Source organism: Comamonas thiooxydans, from assembly GCF_002157685.2.
GTDB classification, from domain to species: Bacteria; Pseudomonadota; Gammaproteobacteria; order Burkholderiales; family Burkholderiaceae_C; genus Comamonas; species Comamonas testosteroni_H.
Window position 1 is genome coordinate 3,358,758 of sequence record NZ_AP026738.1, and the last position, 14,149, is coordinate 3,372,906.

14 protein-coding genes are annotated in these 14,149 nt (G+C 64.7%); 6 read left to right on the forward strand and 8 right to left on the reverse strand.

Annotation, left to right across the window (positions count from 1 at the left end):
• Positions 1-12 precede the first annotated feature (12 nt).
• The 3 genes from CTR2_RS15545 to CTR2_RS15555 all read right to left on the reverse strand — a co-directional run bounded on the left by CTR2_RS15545 (position 13) and on the right by CTR2_RS15555 (position 4,226).
• Positions 13-1,311 (reverse strand): efflux RND transporter periplasmic adaptor subunit, encoded by a 1,299-nt coding sequence (locus CTR2_RS15545; RefSeq protein WP_087082879.1) that lies wholly within the window; start codon positions 1,309-1,311, stop codon positions 13-15.
• A 289-nt stretch (positions 1,312-1,600) separates the two neighbouring features.
• A complete protein-coding gene (locus CTR2_RS15550; protein ID WP_087082877.1) occupies positions 1,601-3,034 on the reverse strand; it encodes an MFS transporter in 1,434 nt (477 codons plus the stop codon).
• On the reverse strand, positions 3,027-4,226 hold the full coding sequence (locus CTR2_RS15555) for a multidrug effflux MFS transporter (RefSeq protein WP_087082875.1): 1,200 nt from the start codon (positions 4,224-4,226) through the stop codon (positions 3,027-3,029). The genes CTR2_RS15550 and CTR2_RS15555 overlap by 8 nt, the downstream gene beginning before the upstream one ends.
• A 344-nt stretch (positions 4,227-4,570) precedes the next feature.
• Between CTR2_RS15555 and CTR2_RS15560 the strand changes: the two genes are divergently transcribed.
• The gene (locus CTR2_RS15560) at positions 4,571-5,056 is read left to right on the forward strand and encodes an Lcl C-terminal domain-containing protein (protein ID WP_087082873.1); all 486 of its coding nucleotides are present in this window, start codon (positions 4,571-4,573) and stop codon (positions 5,054-5,056) included.
• 49 nt (positions 5,057-5,105) lie between these two features.
• Here the strand turns inward: CTR2_RS15560 and CTR2_RS15565 are convergent, their stop codons facing one another.
• The 5 genes from CTR2_RS15565 to CTR2_RS15585 form a co-directional block, all read right to left on the reverse strand.
• The gene (locus tag CTR2_RS15565) at positions 5,106-6,011 is read right to left on the reverse strand and encodes an SDR family oxidoreductase (RefSeq protein ID WP_087082871.1); all 906 of its coding nucleotides are present in this window, start codon (positions 6,009-6,011) and stop codon (positions 5,106-5,108) included.
• Positions 6,012-6,212: 201 nt separating this feature from the next.
• On the reverse strand, positions 6,213-7,229 hold the full coding sequence (locus CTR2_RS15570) for an NADP-dependent oxidoreductase (protein ID WP_087082869.1): 1,017 nt from the start codon (positions 7,227-7,229) through the stop codon (positions 6,213-6,215).
• 135 nt (positions 7,230-7,364) lie between these two features.
• Positions 7,365-7,787 (reverse strand): PaaI family thioesterase, encoded by a 423-nt coding sequence (locus CTR2_RS15575; protein ID WP_012838708.1) that lies wholly within the window; start codon positions 7,785-7,787, stop codon positions 7,365-7,367.
• A gap of 125 nt (positions 7,788-7,912) precedes the next feature.
• Complete coding sequence (locus CTR2_RS15580; protein WP_087082867.1) at positions 7,913-8,704, reverse strand: SDR family oxidoreductase; 792 nt, start codon at positions 8,702-8,704, stop codon at positions 7,913-7,915.
• Positions 8,705-8,922: 218 nt separating this feature from the next.
• Positions 8,923-9,639: a methylated-DNA--[protein]-cysteine S-methyltransferase gene (locus CTR2_RS15585; RefSeq protein ID WP_087082865.1), complete on the reverse strand. Its 717-nt coding sequence runs from the start codon at positions 9,637-9,639 to the stop codon at positions 8,923-8,925.
• 116 nt (positions 9,640-9,755) lie between these two features.
• Here CTR2_RS15585 and CTR2_RS15590 point away from each other — a divergent pair, with 116 nt between their 5' ends.
• The 5 genes from CTR2_RS15590 to CTR2_RS15610 all read left to right on the forward strand — a co-directional run bounded on the left by CTR2_RS15590 (position 9,756) and on the right by CTR2_RS15610 (position 14,121).
• Positions 9,756-10,061 carry a hypothetical protein gene (locus CTR2_RS15590; RefSeq protein WP_043003708.1) on the forward strand — a complete coding sequence of 102 codons (306 nt, stop codon included), beginning with the start codon at positions 9,756-9,758 and terminating at the stop codon, positions 10,059-10,061.
• Positions 10,062-10,211: 150 nt separating this feature from the next.
• The gene (locus tag CTR2_RS15595; protein ID WP_087082863.1) at positions 10,212-11,168 is read left to right on the forward strand and encodes a class I SAM-dependent methyltransferase; all 957 of its coding nucleotides are present in this window, start codon (positions 10,212-10,214) and stop codon (positions 11,166-11,168) included.
• Positions 11,165-12,166, forward strand: a complete 1,002-nt coding sequence (locus CTR2_RS15600) for an alpha/beta hydrolase fold domain-containing protein (RefSeq protein WP_087082861.1) — start codon at positions 11,165-11,167, stop codon at positions 12,164-12,166. The genes CTR2_RS15595 and CTR2_RS15600 overlap by 4 nt, the downstream gene beginning before the upstream one ends.
• 179 nt (positions 12,167-12,345) lie before the next feature.
• Complete coding sequence (locus CTR2_RS15605; protein WP_087082859.1) at positions 12,346-12,786, forward strand: nucleoside deaminase; 441 nt, start codon at positions 12,346-12,348, stop codon at positions 12,784-12,786.
• A 96-nt stretch (positions 12,787-12,882) separates the two neighbouring features.
• Positions 12,883-14,121: a cyanate transporter gene (locus CTR2_RS15610; protein WP_087082857.1), complete on the forward strand. Its 1,239-nt coding sequence runs from the start codon at positions 12,883-12,885 to the stop codon at positions 14,119-14,121.
• The last annotated feature ends 28 nt before the right edge of the window (positions 14,122-14,149 follow it).

The following is a 14,149-nucleotide window of genomic DNA, read 5'->3' on the forward strand; positions in this document are numbered from 1 at the left end:
CGCCTGCCTTGCTTACTTCTTGGCAGGTGCATCGGCAGCGGCCTGCACGGGCGGCTCGCCCCGCTGGCTCTTGCGCTCGGCCTTGGCCTTCAGATCCACTTCCATGGCCTGGACCTTGTCGCCGGGCTTGATGCGCTGAAAGCCATCCACCATCACACGCTCGCCGGCATTCAGGCCCGTCTTGAGCAACCAGAAAGCGCCCACGGCACGATCCAGTTCCACATCCCGCTTTTCAACCACATCGCCGTCCTTGACGACCATGACATTGGCACGGCCGGTCAGATCGCGGGTCACCGACTGCTGCGGCACCAGCAAGGCATCGGGCGCCAGAGCCGTCGGCAGCAAGGCCTTCACATACATGCCGGGCATGAGCATGCCGTCGGGATTGGGCACCTCGGCGCGCAGGGTCAGCGTGCCGGTGGTGTCGTTGACGATCACGCCCGCAAAGGCCAGCTTGCCCTGATGCGGGTAGTCGCTGCCGTCGTCGAGCTGGATGCGCACGGGAATCTTGTTGCCTTCCACCTTCTGGTAGCGGCCGGAATCCAGATCGCGCTTGAGCTGCATCAGATCGGTGCTGGACTGGGTGAAGTCCACATACATGGGGTCCAGCCGCACGATGGTAGTGAGCGCCGTGGCCTGATTGGCCGTGACCAGCGCACCGGGCGTGACGGCAGACAGTGCGATGCGGCCGCCGATAGGGGCTTCGATTCGGCTGTACTTGAGATTGATGCGTGCGGTTTCCAGATTCGCCTTGGCCACGGCTACATCCGATGCGGACTGAGCCGCCGCCGCCTGGCTTTCGTCGAAGGCCTGCTTGCTGATCGCGTCGATCTTGACCAGCTCGGCATTGCGCCGCGCCGTTGCCGCCAGCGTGCGCTGGCTGGCTTCGGCCTTGGCCACGGCGGCCGCGGCGCTGGCCTCGGCAGCCTTCAACGATGCGGCGTCGATCTGATAGAGCTGCTGGCCCTGTTTGACCAGAGCACCTTCGGTGAACAGGCGCTGCTGAATGATGCCCGAGACCTGGGGGCGCACTTCGGCCGTCATGAAGGCACGGGTGCGCCCCGGCAGGCTGGCATCCAGCTGCTGACTTTGCGACTGCAAGGTAACAACGCCGACCTTGGGCTCGGACTTGGGCGGGCCTTTTTGCTCCGCCTCGGGCTTGGAGCATCCCGCCAGCGCTGCAGCGATCAGCATGGCGCCCACAGCCAGCGTCCAGCGCTGCTGGCGAAGACCCTGCCGGCCTGCCCCGGGGAGGCAAGAAAAATGCGCCTCTCGGCGCGGTCTCGGCGAAGCGGGCTGGTCAATCTTCATACGTGGAACGGTCTGAACTAAGGAACTTGTCAACATTGTGCGCCGACAATATTAATAAAATGTAAAGCAGCCGGGAGCGCGATGACATGCCGGCAATCACCCGCTTGCCATTCCTCTGTCACACAGGCATGCAAGACATGCTGCTCCATCGGCTTGGTGACATCACTGTAGAAAACCTTGGCAGCAAGGCTCCTCGTCATAACGGACTAGAGCCAGAGCCCGCAAAACCCCGAAATCGGCAACTGGCTGCGCTCTCAATATCAGGACAGAAGCCGCTTTTGCTGCCAAATCAATGCTGCGACTTGCCCGGGCGTACGCGCAAGATGCTGAAAACTCCGGCCAGCGCTGCAAAACCGCCGGCCACAGCCAGCGCCAGCAGTTCAGCATTGCCACCATGCCCGCCCGAGATGGCAAAGATGGTGGCCAGCACCACAGCACCCAGCGTCTGCCCGGTCATGCGGGCAGAACTCAGCATGCCGCCCGCTGCACCGCTGCGCGACATGGGGGCCGAGGTGACGATGGTGTGATTGTTGGGAGACTGGTAGAGCGCGAAGCCACTGCCCGCCAGCAGCATGCGCCAGACCATGTCCCAGTGCGCCACATCGACCGGCATGGCCGCCAGCAGCCACAGTCCGCAGGCAAACATGGCCATGCCGATGCCGCCCAGCAGTCCGTCGGGATACTTGCCGATCAGGCGCCCGGCCACCGGAGCCGTCAGCACGGTGGCCAGCGGCCAGGCCGTGATCAGCATGCCGGCCTCCATGGGTGACAGACCGCGCGCCTCCAGCAGCAGGAACGGCAGGGCCAGATAGGACAGCATCTGCGCGCAGAAGGCAGAGACCGAGCCGCACATCGACAGCCGGAACACGGGAATGCGCATCAGATCGACAGGGAACAGCGGAGCTGCCTTGTGCCACTGGCGGCGCAGATAGACGTAGCCGACCACCAGCCCGGCGCCCAGCAGCCACCAGCCCGAAGGCATCAGCGAGCTGCCCGCGGCGCCCTGATCCTGCCCCATGCGCACGCCCAGTTGCTCACCGCCCAGAAAAAGCAGGGTGAACATCAGAATATTGAGCAATACGTCAAGCGCCGCTATCGGCTCGCCATCCTTGCGCACCACGGGGTTGGCCGGCAACGCCTTGCGCCCCATCCACAAGGTCATCAGGCCCAGCGGCACATTGATGGCAAACAGCCAGGGCCAGCTGGCGACCGACAGGATGGCTGCGGCCACCGAAGGCCCGGCCATGGACGAGGTCGCCACCACCAGCGAGTTGATGGCCATGCCGCGCCCCAGCATGGCACGGGGATAGGTCAGCCGCACCAGCGCCGCATTGACGCTCATGATGCCGGCCGCACCCATGCCTTGAAACACGCGCGCCGCAATCAGCGTGCTCAGCGAGCTGGCCAGCGTGGCCGCCACCGAGGCAATGACAAACACCGTCATACCGAGCAGATAGATGCGCCGATAACCCAGGCGCTCGCCCAGGGCTGCCAGCGGCAGCAGCAGCACCAGGCCGGCCAGCTGATAGGCGTTGACCACCCATAGCGTCAGGGCCGAGCTGGCCTGCAGCTCGCGCGCAATGGCGGGCAAGGCCAGATTGACGATGCTGCTGTCCAGCACCGACAGCGTCAGACCCAGAATGATGACCAGCATGGCGCGGCCACGCGCACCGTCAGGCAGGCCGTCGTAGGCAGGGGAGGCTTGAGCAGTGCTTTCAGTCATGGGCGACTCGGTGCACACGGCCCAGCGTGATCCAGGTCAGCGTCACGCCCACCAGGGCTCCGGTCGCCATACCGACCACCATGGGCAGGGGCTTGCCGTTGGAAAAATGCCCCACGATCTGCATGGCCGCCGCGCCGCTCAGCATCTGCAGCGTGCCCAGCAAGGCCGAGGCCGTACCGGCAATCTCGCCATGCTCTTCCAGGGCCAGCACCGAGGTCGTGGGAATCACCAGGCCCATGAAGGCACTGGCGATGAAGTACAGCACGATCAGCACCGTCAGCTGCTCGCCGCCCAGCAGGTAATAGACCAGCAATGCGGCCATGGTCAGGCCCGAGGCAGAAGCCGCGGCCTTGACCACATTGACCAGACCAAAGCGCTGGCCCAGCCGCCCCGTCAGCTGCGCCGCACCGATGAAGGCGATGGAGTTCAGCGCGAACGCCATGCTGTACTGGGTGGATGAGAGACCGTAGTAGTTGATGAGCACAAAGGGCGAGCCCGCCAGGTAGACAAAAAAGCCCGCCATGGCGCAGCCGCCGATGAACACCAGGCCCAGGTAATGCCAGTCACGCAGCAGGATCAGATAGGCCTTGAGTGCGCCGCCCAGACTGCTGTCCAGCCGCGCCTCGGCGGTGCGGGTCTCCTCCACGCCGCGCCACGTGGCAACCAGGCCCAGCACGGCTGCGGCCGCCACCACCCAGAACACGGCACGCCAGCCGGCCAGGGCAATCACGCCGCTGCCGGCCAGGGGCGCCAGAATCGGCGAGACGCTGAACACCAGCATCAGCAGCGACATCATGCGTGCGGCCGCGTGGCCGGTATGCAGATCGCGCACCACGGCACGCGGCACGGCCATGCAGGCCGCAGCGCCCAGGCCCTGCACAAAGCGAAACGCCACCAGGGTCTCGATATTGGGAGCCAGCGCACATCCCACGCTGGCGGCGGCAAAGACCGTCAGACCAAAGTACAGCGGCGGCTTGCGGCCCAGCATGTCGGAGACCGGCCCATAGAGCAGCTGGCCCATACCAATGGAGAGAAAGAACGCGGTCAGACTGGCCTGCACGGCCCCGACCTGGGCATCCAGGCTGGCGCCGATCTGGGGCAAGGCCGGCAGATACATATCGATGGCGAAAGGCCCGATGGCCGACAACAGGCCCAGGATCAGAACCAGACGCAGGGAAACAGAAGCTTGCATAGGGGTGTGATTGTCGTGGTAACTTGATTTATGTGCTGAACAAGCGCCGGTTTCCTGCATGGCGGTGCAGGCTCACGCCGGTCAGCCTCGCACTGCCTGTGCCTAAGCCCTCAATTACGAGGCTTTAGACCCGGTCATCCAAGCCATGACCGCATGGACGACAAGCACAATGGGCTCAACTACCCTTCCCTGCTCTCGCCGTGACTGCTGCAAGCTCCTTCCCACGTCTGCCCTTTTCGCTGCCCATCACACTCGCCGCGCTATCGCTATGCTTGGCGGCTGGACCTACCGGTGCGCAGCCCGCGCCCGCTGCCCCGGCCTTTCAGCTCTCGCCGGATGGAAACATGGTGATAGACACGCGCGCCAGGCTGGCCTGGCCGCGCTGCGCCGAGGGCATGAGCTGGAATGGCAAGGCTTGCAGCGGCCAGGCCGAGGTCTTCAGCTACAAGCAGGCCATGACCCATGCCGCAGAGCGCAGCAAGGCCGAAAATCTGCGCTGGCGCCTGCCGCGCGTCAATGAACTCAAGCGCCTGCTGGACCGCAGCAGCAAGCCCCAGGGTCTGAACCCGGAACTCTTTCCCAATGCGCCACGCGACTGGCACTGGACGGGTACGGCTGCCGTGAATGCCCAGCGCCTGAACACCTACAACTACGCCCAGGTGGACAAATCCAGCAGCCTCTCCGGCCTCTCGGCCCAGCAGGCCTGGGCGGTCAACACCGAGACTCTGCAGGCCGTGCCCGATATGGGCAAGGGCAATGCCTTGCTGCTGCGCCTGGTGCGCCCTGCCACCGAGGCCGAGCTCGGTATTCAGGCTCCGGCCGCACCATGAAAAAAGCCTTGCCGCTTCGGCAAGGCTTTTTCACCCCCCTCACGCACGCTCAGCCGGCGCGCAGCGCTGCCTTGAGGCTCACGCCCAGTTCGGGCTTGTGCGCAAACGGATCCGTGGGGTTGCGGCCCTGAACCACATCTTCCAGGCGCACCTGCACCGAGCCCAAGGCCTGCGGATGGCTGTAGATATAAAACTGGCCCGAGGCCATGGCATCGAACACCTTCTGCGCCACCTCGGTCGCCGTGACCTTGCCCGAGCCCACGGCCTTGTCGGTCATGGCCTGGCCTATCTTCTGGCTGGCCGTCAAAGGCTGCGCCTCCAGGCCCTGGGGACGATTGCGCTCGCTGTGACCTATGCCCGTGGGCACGAAGAAGGGGCAGAGCAGACTGGCGCTGACCTGGTCCGAGACCAGGGCCAGATCCTGGTACAGCGTCTCGGTCAGCGACACCACCGCGTGCTTGCTGACGTTGTAGATGCCCATGTTCGGCGGCGCCAGCAGACCCGCCATGCTGGCAGTGTTGACGATATGACCTTCATAGGCGGGATCGGCCTTGGCGGCCTCCAGCATCATGGGCGTGAACAGACGCACGCCATGGATCACGCCCCAGACATTGACGCCCAGCACCCATTGCCAGTCGGCAACAGTGTTTTCCCAGACCAGGCCGCCCGCGCCAACGCCCGCGTTGTTGAAGACAAAGTGCGGCGCACCAAAGGTTTCCTTGACTTCGGCAGCCAGTCTTTCCATCTGCGCCGCATCCGAGACATCAACCTTGCGCGCCAGCACCTTGGCACCGGCGGCCTTGAGCTCGGCCTCGGCCTTGTCCAGCGCCTCCTGCTGCACATCGACCAGCACCAGATTCATGCCTCTGGCAGCTCCGATGCGCGCGCACTCCAGCCCGAAGCCCGAGCCGGCCCCCGTCAGAACCGCCGTCTTTCCCGCGAAATTCGTGATCATTCTTGTCTCCGTATGTATTTGGATGCAGCTCGGATGCGTCGCCTCACTCGAAACCGGCGCGGCGCAACCAAGGGACAGCAAGCAAGGGCCTATGCCGGCCGCGCCGCCCCGCAGCGAGGCTGTCGTCCCCCTTCCCTAGCGCGCAGCGCGTAGAGAAAGGGGGCGCCCGGCTAGGGGAAGGCACGCAGCGCCTCAGGGGGGTTAAACCAACTTCACCAGCTGCTTGCCGAAGTTCTTGCCCTTGAGCAGGCCCAGAAACGCGCCGGGTGCCGAGGCCAGACCTTGGGAAATCGTCTCGCGCGGCTTGAGCTTGCCGGCTGCCACCAGGCCGCCCAGCTCGGTCAGGGCCTCGCCCCAGACTTCCATGTGCTCGCTGACGATAAAACCTTCGAGCTTGATGCGGTTGACCAGCAGCAACGCCGGGTTGGCCAGCGGCAGGGGCTGGCCGTCATAGCCGGCAATCATTCCGCACAGGGCCACGCGTGCAAAGGCATTGGTGCGCAGCAGCACGGCATCGAAGATATAGCCGCCCACGTTCTCGAAATAGCCGTCGATACCATTGGGGCAAGCATCCTTCAAGGCCTTGGCCATGGTCTTGACATCGGGGTGCTCGCGGTAATCGATGCAGGCATCAAAGCCCAGCTCATGCACGGCGTAGCGGCATTTCTCGGCACCACCCGCAATGCCCACCACGCGGCAGCCACGCGCCTTGGCCAGCGCCACAAAGGCGCTGCCCACGGCACCGGTGGCAGCGCTGACGACCATGGTTTCACCAGCCTTGGGATTGATGATCTTGACCAGGCCATACCAGGCCGTCACGCCCGGCATGCCCACGGCGCCCAGATAGTAGGACAGCGGCACATGGGTGGTGTCGACCTTGCGCAGTGCTCCGGGCACGCTGGGGTCAAGCAGCGAGTATTCCTGCCATCCGCCCATGCCGACCACCTTGTCTCCGGCCTTGAACTTGGGGTGGCGGCTCTCGACAATCTCGCCCACCGTGCCGCCCTGCATGACCTCGCCCAGTGGCTGAGGCTGGGCATAGCTCTTGGAGTCGTTCATGCGGCCGCGCATGTAAGGGTCCAGGCTCAGATAGTGGTGGCGCACCAGCACCTGGCCCTCGCCCACGGCTGGCAGCGGCGACTGCACCAGCTTGAAATTGCTCTCAACCGCCTCGCCCTGGGGGCGGTTGTCCAGAAGGATTTGCTGATTGACCGTCATGTTTCGTCTCCTGTTTGAACTTCAGATTTCATAGCTGCAAGCGCTTGATATACCTCGCACTTGAAGCTGATAGCACACAAAACAACAATAGGGAAAGCGACAGCCGCTCATAAAAACAGAGCAACCGATCCGTACTCAATCCGTGGGCAGGGCTTGCAATCCGCCTTCGGCCGCAGGCCTGCGCTTCATGTACTTGAAGGTGCCCGTGGCATGGACGCAGAGTCGGCCCTGTGCATCGTAGATGCGGCCTTCGGTAAAAGCCATGGTGCCGGTGCGATGCAGCAGCACGCCCTTGCCCACCAGCGGGCCGTTGGCCGCCTGCATGAACGAGGTTTTCATCTCGATGGTGACCACGCCCAGATCGAAATCCACGCTGCGCGCAGCCACGGCCATGGTTACATCCATCAGCGTCATCGAGGCCCCGCCATGGGTGATGCCGAAGGAATTCAGATGTTCGGGACGCGGTGTGAAGTGCAGCTCGGACTCACCGTTCTCCATCTTGTGGAGGGTGAAGCCCAGCTCATGCACAAAGGGAATTTCAGGACCAAATGACAACACCGCGAAACCTTTCAGAAGAGTGATGCGCCGCAGACCGCAGCAGCTGAACCGTGAATGTAAGCGCGGCGGACAGCCTCAGAATGCTGCGCCGCACAAAAACAGGACTCACCCTTCATCCGCCACTATCAACCGCCGACCAGAGCGCTCACGCCGCCATCCACGGCCATCCACTGGCCCGTGATGTGCTTGCCGGCGTCGCTGGCGTAGAGTAGCGTCAGCCCCTTGAGATCCTCATCGTCGCCCAGGCGGCGCAGCGGGGCATGGGAGCGCATTTCGTCCTCGCCCAGTGTCTCGATCAGCACGGCCGCCATCTTGGTCTTGAAAAAGCCCGGGCAGATGGCGTTGACGGTGATGCCGTGCTCGCCCCACTCGCCGGCCAGAGCGCGCGTGAAATTGATGACTGCGCCCTTGGAGGTGTTGTAGGCAATGGTCTTCATGCCCGTGGGATTGCCGCCCAGGCCGGCGATCGAGGCCAGATTGATGATGCGGCCGCTCTTGCGCTCCAGCATGGACAGGCGGGCGATCTGCTGGCTCAGCAGAAAATAACCGCGCACATTCAGATTCATCACCTTGTCCCAGGCCGCTGTCGGGTGATCCTCGGCCGGAGCACCCCAGCTGGCTCCGGCATTGTTGATCAGAATGTCCACATGGCCGAGGCGCTGCACGGCTTCCTTGGCCAGACGGGCGATGTCGGCCTCGTCCGAGCAGTCGGCGGCAATCCAGTCGGCCTCTATGCCTGCGGCCTCGAGCTCGGCTGCGGCCTCTTCCAGATCCTTGGCCTTGCGCGAGCTCAGCAAAATCTTCGCGCCTGCCTCGCCCAGCGCATGCGCCATCTGCAGACCCAGGCCACGCGAGCCGCCGGTCACCAGGGCCGTCTTGCCCGAGAGATCGAAAAGTTGCTGCACCGTACGTGTCATTCTCATGTCTCCTTTTTGTTTTCAAGGTTCAAACCGGGTGCGCAGTGCCTTGCAAGGCCTGCCCGTCAAAAGCTGCATGAATTGTGCGGGCGCCTCAGGCCCGGTGTTGTCACCTGCGTGTCGGCGCTGTCCCGCAGGTGGCAGAGCCCATGCTGGCGCGGCTTGCAGGGTCTGCCGGCAGCAGCAAGGCGAAGCGCGTCCGGCGCCTTCAATCGACATCAATCGGCAAACAGCGACTGCGTACCGCCCCAGGCACCGCCTTCGATCTCCAGCATGCGCAGCTTGGTCAAAGCGCCCTGACCTCCCGAAAAACCGCCCGGTGCCCGCCCCGCCGCCAGCACGCGATGACAGGGAACAATCGGTGCAAATGGATTGGCTCCCAGCGCCTGGCCCACGGCGCGCGCCGCACCGGTTTCACCCAGCGCTGCGGCAACTTCTCCATAGGTGCTGGTTCGGCCCGGTGCCAGCGCGCGCGTGAAGGCATAGACCCGGCTGTGAAATGCAGGGACGGCAAATTCGTCGAGCGCAATCTGCTGCAGATCGGGCAGACCGTCGCCCAACTCACGCGCGAAGGCCTGCCGCATATCGCCCAGCACGCCGAAAGCCGCGGCCTCCGCGCCGGGCTGCGCCCAGCCCGGCTCGATCTGCGCATGCACTCCGGCCAGCAAACACTGAACCCCTGCCATGGCCTGCACGGCAAAGCCCGGAACAGCGGATATGGAGGTCACGGCGCCATAGGCCGCAGGCCCGCGCTGCGGCTGCAGCGCATGGCGTTTTGACAGGCCCAGCAACATGCGCTCCCGGGTCTCGCCCCAGCTGGCCTCTGGCAGTTGCACGGCGCAGATGGCACTGGCATTCCAAGCCAGCCCGCATGCACCGATGCGCGTGACAAACAGGGCATGCCCGGGGAAAGGCAATGAAGCAGCGTGACTCATGTCCACAGTCTACAAAACGCAGTCCATCGGCTGCCGCAAAATATTTTCACAGACTGGATGAAAAAACAGTTAATTACTGTATATTTAAACAGTCAAAACACTGTGGATATACGGACATGCAAGAAGCCCATTTCACCGTCTCTCTTTGCGACTACCCCGAGCTTCCCGAGGACAAGCGCCATCAAGCCGAGGCACGCTATGCCCGCGTACTGGCACGCCAGCTCGGCGGAGAGGAACAGGTCGGCGAAGCACTGTCTCTGGTGCAAGGCCTGGAAGACACCCCGCCCGAAGAGATCACCGACGACGCCAAGCTCACCTTCCAGCGCTGGATGAAAGCGGCCCGCGCCGCTGCCGAAGCCGGCCTGCAAGGCATTGGCGGCACCGAAAGCTGTTTTTTCGATGTGCGGCGCATCTACCACTGAGTGAACAGCCACGGTCGGCGCAAACCCCAAGGCCATTTGCGGCGGCCCGGGCCGCCAACTATTGCAAGGGGCATGTGCCGCCCTGGCCACCGGAGCTCGCTGCAATGCCTACACTGGCGGCTTGTTTGACCGTGTGACTGTTCTCTCTCCATGCAAGCCCTGCTAGCCGCCATTGCCCAGATGCCCTTCCCCACCGATGCCCAGCGCATCTTTCATGGCCGCGGCGGGCGGTATCCGGGCTGCGAGCAGATCTCGCTGGATGCTTTTGCGCCCGTCATCGTGCTGACCAGCTTTGCCCCCATGGAGGAAATTCAGCTGAGCCAGATCGGTCAGGCCCTGGAGCAGCGCTGGCAGCAGATCGCCCCGGCAGGCCAGCCTCTGACCTGGGCCTTCCAGAGCCGTGAGAGCGGCGGCAAGGTCGAAACCCGCGTCATGGCCGGCGAGCTGCCCGAGCCTCATGTGGTCACAGAAAACGGCGCCCGCTATCTGATCCACATCGCACGCGGGCAGAACCACGGCCTGTTCCTCGACATGGCTGCCGGCCGCGACTGGGTGCGCCGGCAGGTGCTGGCCCATGAGCGGCCCGCGCGCATGAAGGTGCTCAATCTGTTTGCCTACACCTGCGCGTTCTCGGTCGTGGCCAAGCTGGCCGGCGCGGGCCAGGTTCTCAATATGGACATGAGCAAGGGTGCTCTGGCCACGGGCCAGCACAACCATCAGCTCAACGGCGTCAAGGCCGGCGCCAGCTTCGCCGCCCACGATATTTTCAGCAGCTGGGGCAAGATCAACCGCAGCGGACCGTACGACCTGATCGTCGTGGACCCGCCCAGCTACCAGAAAGGCAGCTTCATCGCCACCAAGGACTATGCGCGCCTGATGCGCCGCCTGCCTGATCTGCTGGTGCCGGGCGGCCAGGTCCTGCTGTGCCTGAACGCCCCCGAACTCGGCACCGACTTTCTGCGCGAGCAGATGGCGGAAATCGCACCCGAGCTGCAGTTCGTAGAGCGCCTGGCCAACCCAGCCGTATTTGCCGATGTGGACGAGGAGCGCAGCCTAAAGGTCATGGTCTATCGCGCACCGGCGCTGGCTGAGACCCAGCAGCCATGAACGGCGGCACAGTCGACCGTCAGGACCTGCCTCTGCAGCCCATAGATCCGGCCCTGGCAAGCACCTTGCAGCGCTTTGCCCGGCTCGATGCGGACACGCCGACCCCGCAACTTGACTATGTGGAGCGCCGGCGCCTTCTCAGCGAGCTGCAGGCCGGGCTGATTCGCTCGGCCCTGCCCGGCATTTCCAGGGCCGAGCATTTCGTGGCAGCCGAGGGCCGCGAGATCTGCGTGCGCAGCTATCGCAAGCAAGGCACCGGCAGCGGCCGAACGCTGGTCTGGCTGCATGGCGGCGGCTGGATGGTGGGCGATCTCAACACCCATGACGACCTGTGCGAGCATCTGGCCCAGTTCACCGGCCATGTGGTGCTGTCCGTGCATTACCGCCGCACACCGGAGAGCCGCTTTCCTGCGCCGCTGGACGATGTGATGGCCGTGTTGCAGTGGCTGAGCGATATGCGCGGGCTGCTGCCTTTTGCGGCCGACCAGGTCCTGCTCGGTGGCGATAGCGCTGGCGCCCATCTGGCGCTGGCAGCGGCTGTACGCCAGATTCAGCAAGCAGCTGATGCGGCCCGCATTGCAGGCCTGCTGCTGCTTTACCCGCCGCTTGAGCCCGATCAGGACAATGACAGCATGCGCTGCTTTGCCACAGGCTTCGGGCTCACGCCCGCCGCCATGCAGCGCTACTGGCAGGAGCTGGGCCGGCCCGAGGGCCAGGCCGCGCAATGGCTGACGCCAGGCTGCTGCAGCGCAGCCATTGCCGCTTTGCCGCCCACACTTTTGATGACGGCCAGCCACGATATTCTGCGCGACGAGGCCGAAGCCTTTGCCCATGCAGCCCAGGCCCTGGGCGCACCGCTGCAGCTTTTGCGCGCGCCGGCCATGGTCCACGGCTTTGCGCGCATGCTGGCCGCCAGCCCGGCGGCACGCCAGCAGGTCGAGCTCGCCTGCTCGGCCTGGGCGGAACTAATAGGCCGCCAACGTCCTCAGAGCAAATAAGCTTTGCTTTCCAGACAGGTAGCGGCATGGCCCTGCAGGTGTACGCTGCACGGCGCCGGGCGCCGCACTGCCCCCCTTTTCAAACACAAGAGCTGCGACGCTGATGCATCAAGCATCCGGCGCTCACCGCCATATCTTTTTGAGTCATGAGCCCAACTTCCGGTACCCCACAACAACTGATGCGCCTGGCCGTGGACCTGGCCCATGCCAACCGCCTTCAGGGCGGCCGCCCGTTCGGCGCCGTGCTCGCCCGGGGCAATGAAGTCGTTGCCACCGGCGTCAACGAGATCATTGCCAGCCACGACCCCAGCACCCATGCCGAAATGCAGGCCATACGCGCGGGCACGCAACAGCGCGCCAACCCCAGCCTGGCGGGCCTGTCCATCTATGCCAGCGGCCACCCATGCCCAATGTGTCTGGCGGCCCTGGTCATGAATGGCGCCGAACAGGTGTTCTTCGCCTTCGACAACCAGGATGCAGTACCCTATGGTCTGTCCAGTGAGGGGACCTACCAGCGCCTGCGCCTGTCGTTGACGCCGCCGCCGCTGCCAATCACCCGCATCGACACCGGCATCCGCGCAGCCCAACTCTATGGGGATGAGGCCTGGCCCGCCGCCTGATCCTCGCTGCCGCCAAAACCATAACAACAAACCGGGCTGCCCAGGACGAGCGGCGCGCGCACCGGCGCGCTGCACCGCTGGCAGCCTCAGAGCTTCATGACATCGACATCTTCCCGAACACATCGCGTGCCGCCGCTGCTCTGGCTGCTGGTGGTGATGCTGGTCACCATCAATCTGCGTCCCTTTCTGACGGCCCCCGGCCCCTTGGCACCGACCATACAGCAGGCCACGGGCATGGATTTGCGCAGCTTCTCCTGGCTTACGCTGCTGCCCATGGCGCTGATGGGCATTGGCGGCTGGCTGGCGCCCGCCGCCCTGCAGCTCTGGGGCGCACGCGCCAGCATTTGCGCCTCGCTGCTGCTGATTGCCCTGGGCTGTGCCCTGCGCCTGACGCCCGCAGGTGCTGCCACCGGCACTCTGCTGATCGCCACGGCCGGCCTGTGCGGCGCGGGCGTGGCGCTGGCACAGAGCATTCTGCCGGGGCTCATCAAGCGCCAGTCCCCCCACAATGTGGCGCCCATGATGGGCCTGTATTCGGCGGCGCTCATGGGCGGCGGCGCACTCAGCGCCCAGCTCTCGCCCGTGGCCATGCAGCTGGGTCTGAGCTGGCAGGCTTCGCTGGCCATCTGGGCCATTCCCGTGTTGCTGGCATTGCCGCTGGCCTGGTATGCGCTGACCCTGATGCGCGAGCCCGTTGCCCCTGCGCCCTCCGCGCCCCTGGTACAAGCCGACAGCGACAGCAACACCGGCTGGCTGCTGCGCCGTGGCCGCACCTGGCTGCTGGTGATCAGCTTTGGCCTGATGAACGGCGGCTATGGCTCCACCGTTGCCTGGCTCGCTCCGTTCTATCAAACCCACGGCTGGACGGCCACGCAAAGCGGCTCGCTGCTGGCCATTGTGTCGATTGCACAGGCGGCATCGGCGCTGGCCATGCCCGCTCTCGCGCGCCGCAGCCTGGATCGTCGCTCCTGGGTCATGCTGGCCTTGCTGCTTCAGATCGTCGGCTTTGCCGGCCTCGGGCTCTGGCCCGATGCCATGCCCACGCTCAATGCCATCGTACTGGGGCTGGGTCTGGGCGGCTGTTTTTCGCTCTTCATGCTGGTGGCGCTGGACCATCTGCCCTCGCCCACACAGGCCGGCGCCCTCAACTCGCTGATGCAGGGCGGCGGCTTCATCCTCGCCGCACTGGCCCCTCTGGTCATGGCGCAGTTGCACCAGATCAGCGGCAACTGGATGACGGGCTGGCTCTATCAGGCCGGAGTGGCGGCGCTAGTCTGCCTGCTGGTGACACGCTTCAACCCCAAGGGCTACCCACAAGCCATGCAGCGGCCTTGAACATGCCATCTCACGGCAAAAAAGGGCC